This is a genomic window from Lawsonibacter sp. JLR.KK007 (assembly GCF_036941135.1).
GTDB lineage: Bacteria > Bacillota > Clostridia > Oscillospirales > Oscillospiraceae > Lawsonibacter.
The window spans coordinates 1655248-1673849 of the sequence record NZ_JAYWSY010000001.1 but is presented as its reverse complement, the minus strand read 5'-3'; the positions used below and the strand labels follow the sequence as shown (position 1 = coordinate 1673849).

Sequence of the window (18602 nt, the reverse complement as noted above, 5' to 3'; positions counted from 1 at the left end):
TGTTTCGGCCTTTCGGAGGGGGACCAGGGAGGGTAAAAATTTTTTTTCGAAAAAAGAGGAATCCAGAGAGTTTTTTCGTATAAGTAATCGTAACAACAAACGGAGAGGGAGGGCTTGCCCATGACGCTGCGTGAACAGCTCCAGGAGCGGGAGGAGGCCGTACTGGCACCCCTGGCCTGCCGGTCATCCCAGAGCCGGGGCCGGGCGAGGCCGGAGGAGGAGTGTGCGGTCCGCACCCCCTTTCAGCGGGACACCGACCGCATCGTTTATTCAAAAGCCTTCCGGCGGCTGAAGCACAAGACCCAGGTGTTCCTCCAGCCGGAGGGGGACCACTACCGCACCCGGATGACCCACACCCTGGAGGTCAGCCGTATCGCCCGCGCCATGGCCCGGGCCCTGTTTTTGAACGAGGACCTCACCGAGGCCATTGCCCTGGGCCACGACCTGGGCCACACCCCCTTTGGCCACGCGGGGGAGCGGCTGCTCAACGAGGTCATGCCCGGCGGTTTTGCCCACTACGAGCAGTCGGTCCGGGTCGTGGAGCGGCTGGAAAAGGGGGGCGAGGGCCTGAACCTCACCTGGGAGGTGCGCAACGGCATCCTGTGCCACACCAAGGGGACGCCCGCCGCCACGCTGGAGGGACAGATTGTCCGTCTGGCCGACCACATCGCCTACATCAACCACGACATTGAGGACGCTCTGCGGGGCGGGATCATCTACCCCATCGACATTCCCCTGGAGATCTCCAGCCTGCTGGGCTTTTCCCACAGCGCCCGAGTAAACGCCCTGGTCGTCGACGCCGTCCAGGCCAGTCTGGGGCAGGGGGAAATCCGGCAGTCCCAGGAGGTGGGGGAGGCTATGCTGGCCCTGAAGAGCTTCATGTTTGAGCACGTATATACCAACCCCATGGCCAAGGGGGAGGAGGGCAAGGCCCAGGACATGCTGCGCCAGCTCTTTGAGCATTTTCAAAAATATCCGGACGGACTGCCGGCGGACTTCCAGACCATCCGGGCGGAGGAAGGGGTGGACCGGGCGGTATGCGACTACATTGCCGGCATGACCGACCCCTTCGCAGTGGAGATGTTTAAGGAGATTTTCATCCCCAAGGGCTGGACGGTGCTGTAATTGGGATATTTTTTCCGAAAAACGGATACAAATAGGGGGGAAAACATTGCCGGTTCCGAATCAATTTGTGGACGAGCTCCTGTCCCGGACCGATATTGTAGATCTGGTGTCAGAGTCGGTGCGGCTGACGAAGAAGGGGAACAGCTGGTGGGGCTGCTGTCCCTTTCACGGGGAAAAAACGCCCTCCTTCCATGTGCTGCCCGACCGGCAGATGTTCAAGTGCTTCGGCTGCGGCAAGGGAGGCGGCGCCATCAAGTATGTGATGGAGCTGGAAAACCTGCCCTTCCAGGAAGCGGTGGCGGTGCTGGCCAAGCGGGCCGGGATGCCGGTGCCCGAGTTCAAGGGAGCGGCGCCGGGGGCCCGGCAGCGGCGGGAGAAGATTTTGGAGATCAACAAACAGGCCGCCCGGACCTTCCACCGCTGGCTCAACGGTCCAGAGGGGAAGGAGGGCTTGGACTACCTTCAGAAGCGGGGGCTGTCCAGGGCTACCCGGACCGCCTTCGGCCTGGGCTTTGCGCCCGACCGGTGGGACGCCCTGATCAACGAGATGGCCGGTCTGGGCTACGACAAGCGGGACCTGCTGGACGCCGGTCTGGTGGTCAGCACGGATCACGGCCGCATCTATGACCGCTTCCGCAACCGGGTGATGTTTCCCATCATCGACGTTCGAGGCGATGTGATCGGCTTCGGCGGCCGGGTGATGGACAACTCCACCCCTAAGTACCTGAACTCCCCGGACACTCCGGTGTACAACAAGAGCCGCAATGTCTTTGCTCTGAACCGGGCAAAGACCTCCAAGGCGGGTCAGGTGATCCTGACGGAGGGGTATATGGACACCATTGCCCTGCACCAGGCGGGGTTTGATAGCGCGGTGGCATCCCTGGGCACCGCCCTGACGGAGGAGCACGGCATGCTGCTGGCCCGATACTTCAAGGAGGCGGTCATCGCCTACGACGGCGACGGGGCGGGGGTAGCCGCCGCCCAGCGGGCCATCCCCCTGCTGGAGAAGGCGGGGCTGAAGGTCAAGGTGCTTCAGATGAAGGGGGCCAAGGACCCGGATGAGTTTATCAAAGCCTACGGCCGGGAGGCGTTTGCCCAGCTGCTGGACCAGAGCGAGAACCAGGTGGACTACCGCTTGGCCCAGGTCCAGAAGAAGTACGACCTCACCGACGACAGCCAGCGGGTGGCCTTCCTCCAGGAGGCGGCTCAGCTGGTGTCGGGTCTCCACAGCGCGGTGGAGCGGGAGATCTACGGCGGGCACGCCGCGCGGACGGCGGGCGTATCCCCTGAGACCATGAAGCTGGAGGTGGAGCGGGTCCTGAAAGGCCGCCTGCGCAAGGCACGGAAGCAGCGGGAGCGTCAGGACCTGGACCCGGCCCAGCTCCAGCCCAGAGCCAGGAGCCTGCGGTATGACAATGTGACCTCCGCCCTGGCGGAGGAGGGGCTGATCCGCCTGCTCATCCTGGACCCCGGCCTGCTGAACCGGATGGACGGCATCACCGGGGAGGATTTTTCCTCCCCGCTGCTGGCTCGGGCCTTCGACCGCCTGCGGGAGCGGGCGGCGGCGGGGCTGTCCACCCAGCTGGACGCCCTGGCCGGGGAGTTCTCCGGCGAGGAGATGGACCATCTGGTCCAGGTGGCCCTCAAGCCCGAGTCGGTGGCCAACAGCGATCAGTCCATCCCGGACTACATATCCCTGATCCGCGGCGAGAAGCTGCTGAGAGAGGGAGGGGCCGGACAGCGCAGCGAGCTGCTGCTGGCCGTACAGAGACAAGTGCAGCAGAAGAAAGCATATATGGAGGAGAAGAAATGAGCACAAAAAAGAAAGAGCCGATTGGGGAAATGATCCTGGTGAAGAAGGAGAAGCCGACCGACATCCAGACCCGCATGGAGACCGGCAAGATCGAGATCATGAAGGTGGTGGAGGGCATTTCCGGGGCGGAAAAGCTGGCTGAGCTCATCGAGCGGGGCAAAAAGAAGGGAAAGCTCTCCTCCTCCGAGCTGCTGGACGTGCTGGAGGACATGGAGCTGGGTACGGACCAGATGGACAAAATTTACGATACCCTGGAAAATCTGGGCATTGAGACGGTGGGGGAGGACTACATCCCCGATCTGGCCGATACAGCGGAGCCCCCGGTGGAGGAGATGGAGGAGATCCCCGAGGAGGAGATCGTCGATCCCAACTCCCTGGTGGACACCTTCGGTACCGACGATCCGGTGCGGATGTATCTGAAGGAGATCGGCAAGGTGAACCTGCTCACCTCGGAGGAGGAGGTGGAGCTGGCCCAGACCATGACCGCCGGCACCGCCGCCCAGGAGCAGCTGGAGGAGCTGGAGCGGTCTGGAGAAGAGATCCCCGACGAGCTGCGCCAGGAGCTGGAAAAGGCCATCAAAAAGGGGGAGCGGGCCCGCCAGCGTCTGGCGGAGGCCAATCTGCGCCTGGTGGTGTCCATCGCCAAGCGGTATGTGGGCCGGGGGATGCAGTTCCTGGACCTGATCCAGGAGGGCAACCTGGGCCTGATCAAGGCGGTGGAGAAGTTCGACTATGTGAAGGGCTTCAAGTTCTCCACCTACGCTACCTGGTGGATTCGTCAGGCCATCACCAGAGCCATCGCCGACCAGGCCCGCACCATCCGCATCCCGGTACACATGGTGGAGACCATCAACAAGGTGATCCGGGTTTCCCGCCAGCTGCTCCAGGAGCTGGGCCACGACCCCACCCCCGAGGAGATTGCCGAGGAGATGAACATGCCCGCCGACCGGGTGCGGGAGATTTTGAAAATTGCCCAGGAGCCGGTCAGCCTGGAGACCCCCATCGGCGAGGAGGAGGACAGCCATCTGGGCGACTTCATCCCCGATGAGGACGCCTCCGAGCCCGCCGAGGCCGCCTCCTTCACCCTGCTGAAGGAGCAGCTGGTGGAGGTGCTGTCCACCCTGACCCCCCGGGAGGAGAAGGTGCTCAAGCTGCGCTTCGGTATTGAGGACGGCCGCACCCGTACGCTGGAAGAGGTGGGCAAGGAGTTCAACGTTACCAGGGAGCGGATTCGCCAGATTGAGGCCAAGGCCCTGCGCAAGCTGCGCCACCCCAGCCGCAGCAAAAAGCTGAAGGACTTTTTAAACTGAGCGGCCCAAAGCGTGCCAGCCTTCAGACACTAAGAAAACAAAAAAGGAGTGTTTATAGATGGCAGAGGAAAAAAACATGAACCAGGAACCCTTCGACCAGGATTCGGTGATGATCTACATCGATCCCAAGGTGATGAGCAGCCTGAACGATATGGCGGAGAAGAAGCAGGAGGATCTGAAGGCCCTTCAGGAGGCCGCGGAGGACGGCGACCTGGACGCCCAGTACCGCCTGGGCCGCAGCTACTACTTTGGGGATGACGGCGCGCCCAAGGACGGGGAAAAGGCGTTTTACTGGTTCCAGAAGGCCGCCGAGGGGGACAGCATCGCCGCCCAGTACTACCTGGGCGTGTGTTACAGCCGGAGCGTGGGTACAGAGAAGGATATAGCCCGTGCGGTGGAGCTGTTCACCGCTGCCGCCGACGAGGGCTATGCGCCCGCCATGACCGAGCTGGGCCTGTGCTATGAGCTGGGCCAGGGGGTGGAGATGGACAAAGGGCGGGCCGCCGAGCTCTACCAGGAGGCCGCCGACCAGGACTACGCCCCCGCCCAGTGCAACCTGGGCTACTTCTACTACCAGGGCATTTTCTTCGAGGAGAACAACACGGCGGCGGCGGAGCTGTTCGCCAAATCCGCCCAGCAGGGCTACCCCCGTGCTCAGGTGCTGATGGGGGAGTGCTTTGAGAACGGCTACGGGGTGGAGAAGGACGTGGACAAGGCCCTGGAGCTCTACCGGGCCGCCTACGACCAGCACTACCCCGACGGAGCCTGCACTCTGGGGCTGTGCTACGAGTCGGGCGTCGGGGTAGAGGAGGACAAGGCCAGGGCGGTAGAGCTGTATCAGGAGGCGGCCGATCAGGGCTTTCCGCCGGCTATGTGCAACCTGGGCTTCTGCTACTACATAGGGATTGGTGTGGAGGAGAATCAGGAGAAGGCGGTGGAGTGGTTCACCAAGGCCGCGGAGCGGGAGTATCCCAGAGCCATGTTCCTGCTGGGCGAGTGCTACGACCGGGGCTACGGCGTGGAGCAGAACTATGACCGGGCCGTCAAGCTGTACCAGCTGGCGGCGGACAAGGAGTACACCTCCGCGTTCTGTTCCCTGGGCCTGTGCTATGAGCTGGGCCAGGGCGTGGAGGAGGACAAGGCCAAGGCGGTGGAGCTGTACCGCTGGGCCGCGGAGCGGGGCATGCCCCGGGCCCAGTGCAACTTGGGCTTCTGCTACTACACTGGTATCGGCGTGGAGGAGGACGAGGCGGAGGCCGTCCGGTGGTTTGAGAAGGCGGCGGAGGAGGAGTACCCCCGTGCCATGCAGCTGCTGGCGGAGTGCTATGAGAACGGCTACGGCGTGGAAAAGAACATCGACAAGGCGGTGGAGCTGTACGTCAAGTCCAGCGAGTCCGGCTACCCGCCCGCCCTGTGCAATCTGGGCCTGTGCTACGAGCTGGGCACCGGGGTGGAGATGGACAAGGCCAAGGCGGTGGAGCTGTACCGTCAGGCGGCGGAGCGGGGGGACGCCCGTGCCCAGTGCAACCTGGGCTACTGCTACTACACCGGCATCGGCGTGGAGGAGGACAACGAGCAGGCGTTCCAGTGGTTCGCCAAGTCTGCGGAGGACGGCTACGCCCGCGCGATCCAGCTGTTGGGCGAGTGCTACGACCGGGGCTACGGCGTGGAGCCGGATGTGGAGAAGGCCGTCCAGCTCTACCAGCAGGCCAGCGACAAGGGGAACGTCCCCGGTATGTGTGCCCTGGGCCTGTGCTACGAGCTGGGCCGGGGCATCCAGGAGGACAAGGACAAGGCCAGGGAGCTCTACCTCAAGGCCGCAGAGCGGGGCTATCCCCGTGCGCAGTGCAATCTGGGCTTTTTCTACTACCAGGGCATCGGGGTGAAGGAGGACGACCAGGAGGCGGTCAAGTGGTTCCAAAAGGCCGCCGGGCAGGACTACCCCCGCGCCATGCAGCTGCTGGGCGAGTGCTATGAGAACGGCTACGGCGTGGAGAAGGACCTGACCAAGGCGGTGGAGCTGTACACCAAGGCGCACCAGGCGGGCTATGTTCCCGCCACCTGCGCCCTTGGCGTCTGCTACGAGTACGGAGACGGGGTGGAACGGGATCTGTCCAAGGCGGTGGAGCTGTACCGTCAGGCGGCGGAGCAGGGCTATCCCAGAGGCCAGTGCAACCTGGGGTACTGTTACTACCAGGGAGTCGGCGTCGCGGAGGACGACGGGGAGGCCGCCAAGTGGTTCGCCAGGGCGGCGGAACAGGAGTATCCCCGGGCGATGTGCCTGCTGGCGGAGTGCTATGAGGATGGCAACGGCCTGGAGAAGGACACTGACAAGGCGCTGATGTGGTATCGGAAGGCCGCTGAGGAGGGCTATCCCCCCGCCCAGTGCAGCTTGGGCGTCTGCTACTACCAGGGTATCGGGGTGGAGGAGGACAACGACCAGGCCGTTTACTGGTTCGAGAAGGCCGCCGCGAGGGGCTATCCCCGCGCTGTACAGCTGCTGGGCGAGTGCTATGAGAACGGCTACGGCGTGGCGAAGAACATCCAGAAGGCGGTGGAGCTGTACCAGGAGGCCCATGCCAGCGGAAATCCCTCGGCCACCTGCTCCCTGGGGCTGTGCTATGAGCTGGGCATGGGGGTCCAGGAGGACAAGGCACGTGCGGTGGAACTGTACCGTCAGGCGGCGGAGCGGGGCCTGTCCCGTGCCCAGTGCAATCTGGGCTTCTGCTTCTATGAGGGCATCGGCGTAGTGGTGGATTACGATCAGGCATTCTATTGGTTCCGGCAGTCCGCCGAACAGGGGAACTACCGAGGACTTTGCATGCTGGGCCTGTGCTACGAGCTGGGCCGGGGCGTGATGGAGGACACGCAGAAGGCGGTTCAGTATTACCGCCAGGCCGCCGCCGGCGGCAGTGTGGCCGGGATGTGCAACCTGGGTTACTGCTTCTACACCGGCATCGGCGTGGATGTGGACGAGGCGGAGGCTGTGCAGTGGTTCCAGAAGGCGGCGGACTGCGGTCAGCCCAGGGCGCTGTTCCTGCTGGGCGAGTGCTATGAGAATGGCAGCGGCGTCCCGGAGAACCTGGACAAGGCCAGGGAGTATTACCAGCAGGCGGCAGACAAGGGCTATCAGAGCGCCCAGGAGGCCCTCCAGCGGCTGAACGGAGCGCCCGCTCCGGCGGCTCCCTCCAGCTACACCTACCTCCCGCCTCAGCCCGCCCCTCCTGCGCCTGCTCCCCAGCCCCCCAAGGCCAAGGAGAAGCCCAAGCGGGGAGGACTGCTCGGGTTCTTCAAAAAATAACGGATCCAAAAAAGAGGCTCCCCAACTGGGGAGCCTCTCACGTTTTATTTGGACAGGATCTGGATGGCAGCGGCGGCAGCCATCTGCTCGGCCTCCTTCTTGCTGCGGCCGGAGCCGGAGCCGATGGACCGGCCGTTCAGGTCCACCTCTACGAAGAAACGCTTGTTGTGGTCGGGCCCCTCCTCGCCCACCAGGCGGTACTGGAGAACCTGACCGCTCTCCCGCTGGACCAGCTCCTGAAGGGCGGTTTTGTGGTCCAGCGGCTTGGTCAGCCCGGCAATCTCCCGGCTGAGGATATACTTTTGGATAAACTTTCGGGCGGAACCGATGCCGCCGTCCAGATAGATGGCGGCCAGCACGGCCTCCACCGCGTCAGCCTGAATGGAGGGCCGCTCCCGGCCTCCGCCGGAGTTTTCCCCCTTGCCTAAGCGCAGATACTCCCCAAGCCCCAGCTCGCGGGCTACTTCGACCAGGCTCTCCTCGCACACCAGGGCGGCCCGGGTGCGGGTCAGATCGCCCTCAGGCAGATCGGGGTGGTTGCGGTACAGATGGTCGGCCACCACCATGCCCAGGATGGAGTCGCCCAAAAATTCCAGCCGCTCGTTGCTGAGCAGCTTGCCCCGGCTCTCGTTGGCCCGGGAGCTGTGGGTGAGAGCGTTTTCCAGCAGGGAGGCGTCCTGAAAGGTATAGCCCAGCTTTTCTTCCAAATTATTCATTCTAAACTCCTTGGAACCCGCCGCGTCTATGCGCCGGCAGGTTCTGAAATGGTGGGAACTCCGCCGAAGGCGGAGTTCCGTCGTTCAGTCGATTTTATTCTGCAGGAATCGGACCAGGTCGCCCACGGTGGAGATGGAGGAAGCTTCCTCTTCTTCCAGCTCCTCAATGCCAAATTCCTCCTCCAGGGCCATGGACAGATCCACAATATCCACAGAATCGGCGTTCAGGTCGTCAGTAAAAGAGGTTTCCATAGTGATGCTGTCGGCGTCAACATTGAATTGCTCGGCAATCAAGGCAGCCAGCTTTTCAAAGATCATAATGAGTCGCTCCTTTTATTTTGTATCTGCGCACGGTTTCTGTCCTTATGATAGGCACATTTGAGTCTGCTGTCAATAGTTTTTTCCGTTTTCTGAGCGCAAAAATTTCCGCCGGCCGTCTCTCCTCCAGGCCCGGAGGCTGGAGAGCGCCTGAGGTGCAAGGCATAGCAGGGCCAGGAGATTGGGCAGGGCCATCAGCGCGTTGCACAGGTCCACCAGCTGCCAGATCATTTGAGCGCTCCACACCGCCCCGGCCAGGGTACACAGCAGGAAAACGGTCCGGTAAACGGGCAGCAGCCGCCCTCCGGATAGAAATTCCAGGCACTGCTCTCCATAGTAGCTCCACCCCAGGATGGAGGAGAAGGCGAACAGCAGCAGGGACAGAGCTACCGCCCCCTGTCCAAACCGGCCCAGCACCGACCCGAAGGCGGCGGCGGTAAGGGGGGCGCCGGTCAGGGCGTCCGGGGCGGCGGGGTTCCAGACGCCGCTGACCAGGATGACCAGGGCGGTGACGGTGCACACCAGCAGGGTGGACAGAAAAACCTCAAAGATGCCCCACATCCCCTGCCGGGCGGGGTGGTCCACCTGGGCGGCCCCGTGGGCCATGGCGGAGGTGCCCAGCCCCGCCTCGTTGGTGAACACCCCTCGGGCCACGCCGCAGCGCAGAGCGGCGGATACCGTCCAGCCCGCCCCGCCCCCCGCCGCCGCAGCAGGGGAGAGGGCGCAGGAGAAGATCAGCCCCAGCGCCCCGGGGATTCGGTCCCAGTGGTACAGCAGGACGGCGCAGCCGCTGCCCAGATACAGCAGGGCCATGGCGGGTACCAGGGCGGAGGAAACCGCCGCGATCCGTTCCAGCCCGCCCAGCATGACCAGTCCCGCCAGCAGGGCGGTCACCAGCCCAACCGGGAGCCGGGGCAGGCCGAAGGCCGCCTCCAGACTGGAGGCGATGGAGGAGGACTGGATCAGGTTTCCCCCCGCCAGGGTGGCGGGGATGCAGGCCAGGCAGAAGCAGGCGGCCAGAAGGGGGGAGCGCAGGCCGTCCCGCAGGTAGTACATGGGTCCGCCCCGGAGCCGCCCATCAGGGCCGGGACGCTGGTACTGGACTGCCAGCAGCTTTTCGCCGCAGCTGGTCATCATGCCCAGCAGGGCGGATACCCACATCCAGAACACCGCCCCCGGTCCACCCAGGGTGAGGGCGGCGGCCACTCCGGCGATGGAGCCAGTGCCCATGGTGGAGGCCAGGGCGGTGGCCAGCGCCTGGAGGGGGGACAGCCCGCCCGTCTTTTGCCCGCGCCGCTGAAGGAGGGAGCCCGCTGTGGCCCTCCACCAGGTGCGGCATTCAAACAGCTGAAACAATCCGGAGCCGGCGGAGTATACCAGTCCCGTCAGCAGAAACAGCCCCAGCAGCCAGGGGGTCCAAAGGGCGTCCGCAAGCCGCGCCAAAAAATCCACCGCATATCACCTCTATAGAAGGAATATGCGGGGAGTAGGGGCGAGATGCGTTACGGATCGGCAAACAGCTCGTGGACGTAGTTGTTCTTGAACATATCCCGCATGGCGTAGTACCGTTCATGGGTACGCCAGCCCTGGTCGATGGAGCCCTCGCCGTAGTACACGATCTTGGCATCGGGGTAGGTCTCCTGGAGCTTTTTGAACTCGCTGGAGGGAATCCGGGTGTGCTCCATCCACAGCCGCTCCAGATTGGGCAGGTCGTAAAGGTAGGTGGCGTCGCTGACCCGGTTGTAGCTGATGTTCAGGTCCTTGAGGTTGGGGGTGTACTGCAGAAAGCTCAGGTCGGTCACGTACCCCACAAAGAACTCCAGATACTCCAGCTTGGGGGTGTACTGAATCCAGGACAGGTCCTTCACCTGGTTGTCCACCGCAATGAGGATCTTCAGATTGGGCATGTACTGGAGAAAGGACCAGTCGTGGACCCGGTTGTGTCCCAGGTCCAGGGCCACCAGATCGGTGCAGTAGCGGAGATATTGGGCGTCCTCGTCGTAGAGGAAGAAGGTCTGGGCACAGGTCTTCATGGTGGAGAAGGCCACCACGTCGGTGCGGAAGGTCCAGTGGTGCCAGACGATCTCCCAGATCATGCGGATGTCGGGGAAGGTGTCCTGGAGGGCGGCGTAATCCGCATTGGTGAAGCCGGTTTGGCAGAGGTCTGCCCGGGTCAGGCTGGGGAGCATCCCGAACAGCTCGTACAGGTCCACCCCCAGCCCGGCCAGGTCGTGGCCGGACAGGTCCAGCTCGGTCATATCCGGTGTGACGGCGACGCCGTCCACGTCCAGCTGCCAGGAGACCGACCGGTCTTTGCACCGGGCGGTCACATCCTGGATCTGGCGGACGGTGAGCCGGTAACCGGTCAGGTCGATCTGCTGCCCCTGATCCCCCTGCCGCTCCGCCTCGTCCAGCACCTGGCTGTAGCGCACTGGCGCCTCAGAGGACAGGGTCGTGACCTCCACATTGACCTCCTCCGGGATGTTGGAGCGGTCCAGGGTATAGGGCGGCGGGGGCGGAGGCTCCGGGGCCGGCTCGGAGACGGCGGCGGGGATGACGCCGGTATTGGCTGAGGCGCTGGCTTGGCTGGAGCTGCAGCCGCACAGCAGCGCCGCCGTCAGAGCGGCCAGCCAGACAAGATACAAATTTTTTCTCATTTCTGTATCCTCCTTTTCCGAAATTATACACCAAGCGCCAAACAATTTCCACCCCAGCGGGAGAGAAAATGGAAGATAATAAAAGGGCCGCCCATGGGGACGGCCCTTGATCCTATAATACCTTGGACAAAAACAGCTGGGTCCGGGGGTTTTGGGGGTGGTCGAAGAACTCCTTGGGGGTGTTCTGCTCCAAAATGTGGCCGCCGTCCATGAACAGCACCCGGCTGCCCACCTCCCGGGCGAAGCCCATCTCGTGGGTGACCACCACCATGGTCATACCCTCCTGGGCCAGCTCCTTCATCACGTCCAGCACCTCGCCCACCATCTCGGGGTCCAGAGCGGAGGTGGGCTCGTCAAAGAGCATCACCTTGGGCTTCATAGCCAGGGCCCGGACGATGGCGATGCGCTGCTTCTGCCCGCCGGACAGCTGGTTGGGGTAGGCGTCCGCCTTGTCGAGCAGGTCCACCCGCTTGAGGAGGGCGGCGGCCACCTCGTCGGCCTCGGCCTGGCTCATCAGCTTAGTCTGCACCGGGGCCAGGGTGATGTTTTTGCGGATGGTCATGTTGGGGAAGAGGTTGAAGTGCTGGAACACCATGCCCATCTGCTGGCGGATCTTGTCAATCTTCACCTTGGGGTCGGTAATGACCGTGTTTTCAAAGGTGATAGTGCCTGCGGTGGGGGTTTCCAGCAGGTTGAGACAGCGCAGGAAGGTGGACTTGCCCGACCCGGAGGGGCCGATGACCACCACTTTTTCTCCGGGGCTGATGTGCTCGGAGATGCCGTCCAGCACCAGGTGGTCCCCGAAGGACTTGGACAGGTTTTTAACGTCGATCACTTTGGCGCAGCCTCCTTTCCAGCTTGCCCTGGAGCCAGGTAAGTATCAAAACAGCCGTCAAGTATATCACGGCGACGCCCAGGTAGGGGAACATGACCTCAAAGGTCTTTGAGCCCACGGCCTTGGCGTAGTAAATCAGCTCAGCGCCGCCGATGGCCGAGACCAGGGAGGTGTCTTTGAACAGGACGATGAACTCGTTGCCCAGGGCGGGCAGGATATTTTTAAAGGCCTGGGGGATCACGATATACCGCATGGTGTCGAAGTAGTTCAGGCCCAGGGAGCGGCCCGCCTCGGCCTGACCGCCGTCCACGCTCATCAGGCCGGCCCGGACAATCTCCGCCACATAGGCCCCGGAGTTGATGCCGATGCCCAGCGCGCCCACCATGGTCTTGTTGCGGCTGGAGCTGAAGATGACAAAGCCCCAGATGAGCAGCTGCACCATCATGGGCGTACCCCGGATAACCGTGGTATATATCTGGCACAGGATATTGCACAAGCTTAGAAATATGCTTCTCCGCCCCAGCCGCTGCTGGTCGTGGGCGGTGCGGACCACCGCCACCAGCACGCCCAGCACAATACCGATGCACAGGGCAATGACGGTGAGCTGTAATGTTACAGCCAGCCCCCGGAGGTAAAGCTGCCAACGGCTGCCCTCAATAAAGGCCTGGTAGAACAGGCGGAAGAAGTTATCGAAGAATCCAAGCTCCTGTCCGGCTCTGGCCATCTCGCTCAGCTGAGCATAATACTGCGCCCAGTCCATGGACACGTCCCCCTTCTTACAGTGAGAGAGGCGGCCCGGTGTGGGCCGCCCCCCGTTTCTTTTCTCTTAGTCAGCAGTGATGTACTTGTCCACAATGCCCTGGAAGGTGCCGTCGGCCTTGAGCTCGTTCAGCGCGCCGTTGACGGCGGCCATCAGCTCGGTGTTGCCCTTTTGCAGGGCGATGGCGTAGTCCTCCTCTACCCAGGTGCCCTCCAGAATGGTGAGCCCGGCGGCGGCGTTGGCCTCCACGTAGCTTTGGGCGGGCAGGTTGTCGATGATAACGGCGTCCACCTGGCCGCTGACCAGGGCCTGAACCGCCACAGCGCCGGTCTCATAGCCGATCACGTGGTCCTCGCCGTAGCCGCCGTTATCGGGGGTGTCGGAGGCGTAGATGTAGCCGGTGGTGCCCATCTGAGTGCCGATCATCTTCTCACCCAGGTTGTCCATGGTGACGTCGGAGCCCTCCTTGACGATAACCACCTGCACGCCGGTGGCGTAGGAGTCAGTAAAGTCCATCTTGGCCAGGCGGTCCTCGCTGACGGTGATGCCGGCCATGGCGATGTCGCTCTGGCCGTTCTGAACGGCCAGCAGGGCGGCGTCAAAGCCCATGTCGTCCACCACCAGCTCCAGGCCCAGCTTGTTGGCGATGGCGGCGGCCACCTCTACGTCGATGCCGATGGGATTGCCGGCGTCGTCCAGCATCTCATAGGGCGGGAACTCGGCGTTGGTGGACATATGCAGCTTGCCGGCCTCTACGGTGGTGAAGCTGCCGGAGGGAGCGGCGGAGCTGGAGCTGCTGTCCTGCGTGCCGGAGGTGGCGGGAGCGCTGCTCTTGGAGCTGGAGGTGCTGGTCCCGCCGCCGCAGGCGGCCAGGGACAGGACCATGGCCGAGGCCATGGCGAAGGCAAGAATCTTTTTCATTTTAAAAACTCCTTTTCAAATTGCCGGGGGCCGCCCGAGCGGCTGCCCCGAACACTGTGAAAGATTATACATCAGACGGTATGGGGAGTCAATAGACGACTGTTCAAAAACAGGAGTTTTATCTACCTTGTTTTAGGCAAAAAGAACACAAAGCTCCAAGTTCCGGGATGGGGACGGATGAATATGCAAAGAGACGGCATGAATATGCAGGCACGCCCGAGGCGAAAGGTGCAGAAGCGGGAACCCCGCCGGGAAAAACTGCGTCTTACATTTCATGAGAGAAAAAGATTAAACTTTCCTTAAGATAGGCCGATCCTCTTGCTTTTTTTTCCTGAAGTTGCTATTCTTATCATCGATTGCTGCGGCGAGGCCGCATTGGAGGAACGATCCATGAGAGCACTGTTATATGCTGATACCTTTCCCCGGCTGGTGCGGGACTGGCGGGAGGACCCAGGCAAGTGGCTGTCCCGGCTGGTGTTCCTGCTGGGACCCTGGGTCTGCCTGTGGATGGTGGAACTTTTAAACGAGAACGACGTGTTCGACGACCTGGCCGCCTGGCAGGTGCTGATGAACATGGTGTTTTATTACTTCCTGTTTGCGGCCCTGCGGCTGATCCTGGGCCGGAACCGGCGGGCAGCCGCCCTGGGGACCGTCTTGTCCTTTGCCTTCGGGCTGGTGAACCACTACGTACTGCGTTTTCGCGGCCGGATTCTGTTTCCGGCGGACATCACCGGCTGGCGCACCGCTGCCAACGTGGCCGGAGGCTTTGACTACTCAGCGGACCAGTACATCACACAGGCGGCAGTGCTGTTTACGGCCTACCTGTTTCTGGTCTTCTTCTGCGTCCCCCAGCGCAGGCGGAAGAAGGTGAAGCTGCCCGCCGCCCTGCTGCTGTGGGCGGTGATGGGGGGCTACTGCTACGCCTTCTTCTGCACCGGGATGCTCCCCGCCCTGGATATCTACACCCAGCAGTGGGTTACCCAGCGCAACGGCTTTCTGCTGAACTTTTCCATCGCCCTGCGGTACTCCTCGGTGGACCGGCCGGAGAACTACTCCAAGGACCTGGTGCTGGAGCTGATGGAGGAGTACCCCGGCGTTCCGGCAGCCCAGGGGGAGCAGCCGGTCAATATCGTGGTCATCATGAACGAGTCCTTTGGCGACCTGACCATCTTTGATGCGCTGAACGCCTCGGAGGACCCTACCCCCTTTCTCCACTCCATGGAGGAGAACACCATCAAGGGCTGGATGTACTCCTCGGTCACCGGCGGCGGGACCGCTACCATCGAGTTTGAGTACCTCACCGGCTTTACCAGCCTGTTCCAGCCGCCCCATACGGTGGCCTACCAGCTGTATGTGGAGGAGGGCATGCCCTCCCTGGCCGCCCTGGCCGGGAGCCAGGGCTACGCCACCACAGCCTTTCACCCCTACAAGTCCTCGGGCTGGAACCGGGTGCTGGCTTACCAATATCTGAGCTTCGACCGGCAGATGTATGAGGAGGACGTGACCGACCCCTACATGATCCGCAGCTACATCTCCGACCGCTCGGACTATGAGATGATCTGCCGGTCTACCGAGGAGGAGGACTTCAGCTTTTTCTTTAACGTCACCATGCAGAACCACAGCGGCTACGCCCAGGGGTGGTACAACCTGCCCAAGGCGATCCAGCTGCCCGGCAATCTGAAGGCGGCCGATTACAGCGCGGAGCAGTTCCTGGACCTGATGCGGGAGAGCGACAAGGCCCTGGAGGAGCTGATCGGCTATTACAGCCAGTGCGAGGAACCCACCCTGGTGGTCTTTTTCGGGGACCACCAGCCGCCGCTGGCCAACGCCTTCTATGAGGAGCTGTATGGAAAAAAGCTGTCCGAGCGCACCACGGAGGAGGTTATGCAGCAGTACGCCGTCCCCTTCTTCCTCTGGGCCAACTACGACATCGAGGAGCGGCAGGATGTGGTGATCAGTCCCAACTTTTTGGGGGTGCTCACCGCGCAGACCGCCGGCCTGCCTCTCACCGGGTACATGGAATTTCTGTCTGAGCTGTATGAGGTCCTGCCCGCCATCACCCCGGTAGGCTTTGTGACGGCGGACGGAGAGTTCCTGTCCCGGACGGAGCTCAGCGAGGAGGAGCAGGAGTGGCTGTGGAGGTACGAGGTGCTCAACTATTGCGGCATGGTGGACCTGTTTGACGAGGCCCGGCCCATGTTCTGTGTGGATTAGAAAAAAACCGCCCGGATTCCAATCCGGGCGGTTTTTTATGCTCTGCCTGATTTGGGAGGGCGGCTCCGGCGGACGGTGTCGTCCCGCAGCATCTGGTAGCAGGCGGCGGCCAGCGGCACCGCCAGCAGCATGCCTCCGATGCCCAGCACGCCCCCGCCGATGGTGACGGCGGCCAGCACCCAGATCCCCGGCAGGCCGATGGAGGAACCCACCACCCTGGGGTAGATCAGGTTGCCCTCCAGCTGCTGGAGCACCGAGATGAACACCAGAAACAGCAGGGCCTTGATGGGGGAGACGGTGAAGATCATAAACGCGCCCACCCCTGCGCCGATATAGGCGCCGGCCACCGGGATCAGGGCGGTGAAACCGATGAGCGTTCCCACCATGGAGGCGTAGGGGAACTGGAAGAGCAGCATCCCGCCCACGCACAGCAGGCCCAGGATGACCGCCTCAGTACACTGGCCCACCACAAAGCGGCGGAAGCAGCGGTCCAGAGTCTCCAAAAAGTAGAGCAGGCGGCGGTACCAGCCGGGCTTGAGGTAGGTCTTCAGCACCAAAGCGCACTGCCGGGCCAGCTTCTCCTTGTCCAGAAGCAGGTAGATGGAGAAAATGACACTGACAATGGCGGTAAAGGCGGCGGACACGGTGGCGGAGGCGATGGACACCAGCGAACCCATCACGCCGCCCAGTCCGGCCAGCAGGAAGTTCACCGCCTTGGCGGCCAGCTCCTGCCAGTTGACGGTGCCGTCGGCGGCAAAGAGCCCGGCCAGCTGATCCTGATTTTCATTGAGCTTGACGCTCAGCTGCTGGAGCAGGGGCACCAGCTCCTGGAGGAGCAGGGTGATGCTCTGGACCAGCTCGGGCAGGATCATCCGCACGATGAGCACCACCAGGGCGATCAGGCTGGCGTAGGCCAGCAGCAGGCACACCGGCCGGCGGCTTTTCACCACGGCGGGCTGCCGGGAGCTGGGGAAATACCACCGCTCATACTGGCTCATCAGGATGTTGACAGCGTAGGCGATGACCGCCCCCAGCGCCAGGGGAAAGGCCGCCCTCAGCGCCAGCGTGCCCAGGGCGGACAGGCGGTCCCAGTAGTGGATGGCCAGGTAGAGTCCGAACAGGACCGCAGCCCACCGCAGCGGGCCCTTCCATTCCTGTCCCATTTACAGACCCTCCATCATGTTCACCCGGATAAAGCCATCCTCTACGTTGGTCTCCGCGATGAACTGAGGGACGGCGGGGATCATCAGCTCCCGCTCTCCTCCCCGGACCACGTAGACGTTGTTGGCGGGCAGGGTGAGCACGTCCTCAATTTTGCCCAGGACGGCGCCGGTACCGGCGTCCCGTACCTCCAGGCCGTAGATGTCGGCCAGGAAAAAAGCGCCCTCCGGAAGCGGGGCGTCCGCCCGGTCGATATAGAGAATGGCGTTGCGCAGAGACAGGGCGCTGGGCACGTCGGTGGGTCCCTCAAATTTGATGATGACCATATTTTTGTGGACCCGGGCCCGCTCCACCTGGATGGGCCAGTGGGCGTCGTCCACATACAGGGTTTTGAACTGGCACAGAAACTCCGGCGAGTCCGCCCAGGGCTGGACCTTCACCTCGCCGTTCAGGCCGTGGACGTTGGTGACCTTGCCCACCTCTAAATATTGATTCATGTGTGTTCCTCCATAAAATACTGGACATATCCCCGCTCATAGCCGTAATCCAGTTCCTTCATATAGTCGTCCGCATAGATGGGGCTGACCCAAAAAATTCGATAGCGGTCCTCCTCCAGGCACTGGACGTTAATCTGGCAGTTGGGGGCTTTGTCCAGCTGTTCAAGGGCCTTGGCAATGCGGGCGGGGGAGGGAGCCCGCAGCTGATCCGGCCTGAAATGGGGGGTATAAAGCAATTTGTAAAACGCTTTGATATCCGAACTCTGAAATTCTGTGACCTGATAGTGGGAGAAGATAATAAGGATAAAGCCAAGCTGGAGCTTGAGCGGAAGTCCTACCAGGATTTTTGGTGTCCGGCTGCGGGTGCTGGTGCAGAAATACCGGATCTCAGCCAGCTGTGTGTCTGACCAGTGCATACGGTCCTCCAATTTGAAAGGAAAGGCGCAGGGGAACCCCCTGCGCCCTTGGTTTAATCGACGATCTCCACGTTGATCCGCTTGCCGGCCCGCTGGGCGGCGGAGCGCATCAAAACACGGATCTCCTTGGCGATACGGCCCTGACGGCCGATCACCTTGCCCATGTCCTCCGGGGCGACCCGGAGCTCCAGGACGGTTTCGCCGTCGCCCTCGACCTCGGTGACGGACACCTGTTCAGGGTGCTCTACCAGGTTCTGGGCCACATAGGTCAGAAGCTCTTTCATGCATGACCTCCAGCCATTACAGGGCGCCGGCCTTTTTCAGCAGGTCGCGGACAGTCTCGGTGGGCTGAGCGCCGGTCTTGATCCAAGCCTGAGCCCGGTCCACGTCCACCTTCAGCTCGGTGGGATCGGTGGTGGGATTGTAGAAGCCGATCTCCTCAATGAAACGGCCGTCACGGGGGTAGCGGGAATCGGCCACCACGATGCGGTAGAAGGGGGCCTTCTTGGCGCCCATGCGGCGCAGTCTGATTTTAACCATGTATCTTCACCTCCAAAT

At 62.5% G+C, this 18602-nt stretch carries 17 protein-coding genes; 5 read left to right on the top strand and 12 right to left on the bottom strand.

Annotation, left to right across the window (positions count from 1 at the left end):
• Positions 1-120 precede the first annotated feature (120 nt).
• From VV088_RS09165 to VV088_RS09150, 4 genes are all read left to right on the top strand, one after another.
• Entirely contained in the window at positions 121-1125 is a 1005-nt protein-coding gene (locus VV088_RS09165) for a deoxyguanosinetriphosphate triphosphohydrolase (protein ID WP_334600392.1), read from the top strand.
• Positions 1126-1171: 46 nt separating this feature from the next.
• Positions 1172-2938 carry a DNA primase gene (gene dnaG / locus VV088_RS09160; RefSeq protein WP_334600391.1) on the top strand — a complete coding sequence of 589 codons (1767 nt, stop codon included), beginning with the start codon at positions 1172-1174 and terminating at the stop codon, positions 2936-2938.
• 98 nt (positions 2939-3036) lie between these two features.
• A complete protein-coding gene (rpoD, locus tag VV088_RS09155) occupies positions 3037-4248 on the top strand; it encodes an RNA polymerase sigma factor RpoD (protein WP_334600479.1) in 1212 nt (403 codons plus the stop codon).
• A gap of 58 nt (positions 4249-4306) precedes the next feature.
• Positions 4307-7549, top strand: coding sequence for an SEL1-like repeat protein (locus VV088_RS09150; protein ID WP_334600390.1), 3243 nt, complete (start codon positions 4307-4309; stop codon positions 7547-7549).
• Positions 7550-7593: 44 nt separating this feature from the next.
• Here VV088_RS09150 and rnc read toward each other — a convergent pair whose 3' ends face one another.
• The 7 genes from rnc to VV088_RS09115 all read right to left on the bottom strand — a co-directional run bounded on the left by rnc (position 7594) and on the right by VV088_RS09115 (position 13756).
• The gene (gene rnc, locus VV088_RS09145) at positions 7594-8265 is read right to left on the bottom strand and encodes a ribonuclease III (RefSeq protein WP_334600389.1); all 672 of its coding nucleotides are present in this window, start codon (positions 8263-8265) and stop codon (positions 7594-7596) included.
• A gap of 84 nt (positions 8266-8349) precedes the next feature.
• Positions 8350-8583 (bottom strand): acyl carrier protein, encoded by a 234-nt coding sequence (gene acpP / locus VV088_RS09140; RefSeq protein WP_334600388.1) that lies wholly within the window; start codon positions 8581-8583, stop codon positions 8350-8352.
• Positions 8584-8655: 72 nt separating this feature from the next.
• Complete coding sequence (locus VV088_RS09135; RefSeq protein WP_334600387.1) at positions 8656-10035, bottom strand: alanine/glycine:cation symporter family protein; 1380 nt, start codon at positions 10033-10035, stop codon at positions 8656-8658.
• A gap of 50 nt (positions 10036-10085) precedes the next feature.
• On the bottom strand, positions 10086-11240 hold the full coding sequence (locus VV088_RS09130) for a leucine-rich repeat domain-containing protein (protein WP_334600386.1): 1155 nt from the start codon (positions 11238-11240) through the stop codon (positions 10086-10088).
• Positions 11241-11352: 112 nt separating this feature from the next.
• A complete protein-coding gene (locus VV088_RS09125) occupies positions 11353-12075 on the bottom strand; it encodes an amino acid ABC transporter ATP-binding protein (protein ID WP_334600385.1) in 723 nt (240 codons plus the stop codon).
• A complete protein-coding gene (locus VV088_RS09120) occupies positions 12062-12835 on the bottom strand; it encodes an amino acid ABC transporter permease (protein WP_334600384.1) in 774 nt (257 codons plus the stop codon). Before VV088_RS09120 ends, VV088_RS09125 begins: the two co-directional genes overlap by 14 nt.
• A 66-nt stretch (positions 12836-12901) precedes the next feature.
• Positions 12902-13756, bottom strand: a complete 855-nt coding sequence (locus VV088_RS09115) for a transporter substrate-binding domain-containing protein (protein ID WP_334600383.1) — start codon at positions 13754-13756, stop codon at positions 12902-12904.
• A 390-nt stretch (positions 13757-14146) separates the two neighbouring features.
• Here VV088_RS09115 and VV088_RS09110 point away from each other — a divergent pair, with 390 nt between their 5' ends.
• The gene (locus tag VV088_RS09110) at positions 14147-15970 is read left to right on the top strand and encodes an LTA synthase family protein (protein ID WP_334600382.1); all 1824 of its coding nucleotides are present in this window, start codon (positions 14147-14149) and stop codon (positions 15968-15970) included.
• A gap of 35 nt (positions 15971-16005) precedes the next feature.
• Here the strand turns inward: VV088_RS09110 and VV088_RS09105 are convergent, their stop codons facing one another.
• From VV088_RS09105 to rpsP, 5 genes are read right to left on the bottom strand one after another with little or no spacing between them, the layout of a single operon-like run.
• Positions 16006-17133, bottom strand: a complete 1128-nt coding sequence (locus tag VV088_RS09105) for an AI-2E family transporter (protein WP_334600381.1) — start codon at positions 17131-17133, stop codon at positions 16006-16008.
• Positions 17134-17628 carry a ribosome maturation factor RimM gene (gene rimM / locus VV088_RS09100; RefSeq protein WP_334600380.1) on the bottom strand — a complete coding sequence of 165 codons (495 nt, stop codon included), beginning with the start codon at positions 17626-17628 and terminating at the stop codon, positions 17134-17136.
• The gene (locus VV088_RS09095) at positions 17625-18044 is read right to left on the bottom strand and encodes a hypothetical protein (RefSeq protein WP_334600379.1); all 420 of its coding nucleotides are present in this window, start codon (positions 18042-18044) and stop codon (positions 17625-17627) included. The genes rimM and VV088_RS09095 overlap by 4 nt, the downstream gene beginning before the upstream one ends.
• A 53-nt stretch (positions 18045-18097) precedes the next feature.
• The gene (locus VV088_RS09090; RefSeq protein WP_334600378.1) at positions 18098-18328 is read right to left on the bottom strand and encodes a KH domain-containing protein; all 231 of its coding nucleotides are present in this window, start codon (positions 18326-18328) and stop codon (positions 18098-18100) included.
• 16 nt (positions 18329-18344) lie between these two features.
• Complete coding sequence (gene rpsP / locus VV088_RS09085) at positions 18345-18584, bottom strand: 30S ribosomal protein S16 (RefSeq protein ID WP_251318413.1); 240 nt, start codon at positions 18582-18584, stop codon at positions 18345-18347.
• Between the last annotated feature and the right edge of the window lie 18 nt (positions 18585-18602).

Bases quoted from the DNA above. Each gene is read 5' to 3' on its own strand.
- VV088_RS09165 (WP_334600392.1), top strand. From the start codon at position 121: ATGACGCTGCGTGAACAGCTCCAGGAGCGGGAGGAGGCCGTACTGGCA.
- rpoD (WP_334600479.1), top strand. From the start codon at position 3,037: ATGAAGGTGGTGGAGGGCATTTCCGGGGCGGAAAAGCTGGCTGAGCTC.
- VV088_RS09150 (WP_334600390.1), top strand. From the start codon at position 4,307: ATGGCAGAGGAAAAAAACATGAACCAGGAACCCTTCGACCAGGATTCG.
- rnc (WP_334600389.1), bottom strand. From the start codon at position 8,265: ATGAATAATTTGGAAGAAAAGCTGGGCTATACCTTTCAGGACGCCTCC.
- acpP (WP_334600388.1), bottom strand. From the start codon at position 8,583: ATGATCTTTGAAAAGCTGGCTGCCTTGATTGCCGAGCAATTCAATGTT.
- VV088_RS09130 (WP_334600386.1), bottom strand. From the start codon at position 11,240: ATGAGAAAAAATTTGTATCTTGTCTGGCTGGCCGCTCTGACGGCGGCG.
- VV088_RS09120 (WP_334600384.1), bottom strand. From the start codon at position 12,835: ATGGACTGGGCGCAGTATTATGCTCAGCTGAGCGAGATGGCCAGAGCC.
- VV088_RS09115 (WP_334600383.1), bottom strand. From the start codon at position 13,756: ATGAAAAAGATTCTTGCCTTCGCCATGGCCTCGGCCATGGTCCTGTCC.
- VV088_RS09110 (WP_334600382.1), top strand. From the start codon at position 14,147: ATGAGAGCACTGTTATATGCTGATACCTTTCCCCGGCTGGTGCGGGAC.
- VV088_RS09105 (WP_334600381.1), bottom strand. From the start codon at position 17,133: ATGGGACAGGAATGGAAGGGCCCGCTGCGGTGGGCTGCGGTCCTGTTC.
- rimM (WP_334600380.1), bottom strand. From the start codon at position 17,628: ATGAATCAATATTTAGAGGTGGGCAAGGTCACCAACGTCCACGGCCTG.
- VV088_RS09095 (WP_334600379.1), bottom strand. From the start codon at position 18,044: ATGCACTGGTCAGACACACAGCTGGCTGAGATCCGGTATTTCTGCACC.
- VV088_RS09090 (WP_334600378.1), bottom strand. From the start codon at position 18,328: ATGAAAGAGCTTCTGACCTATGTGGCCCAGAACCTGGTAGAGCACCCT.
- rpsP (WP_251318413.1), bottom strand. From the start codon at position 18,584: ATGGTTAAAATCAGACTGCGCCGCATGGGCGCCAAGAAGGCCCCCTTC.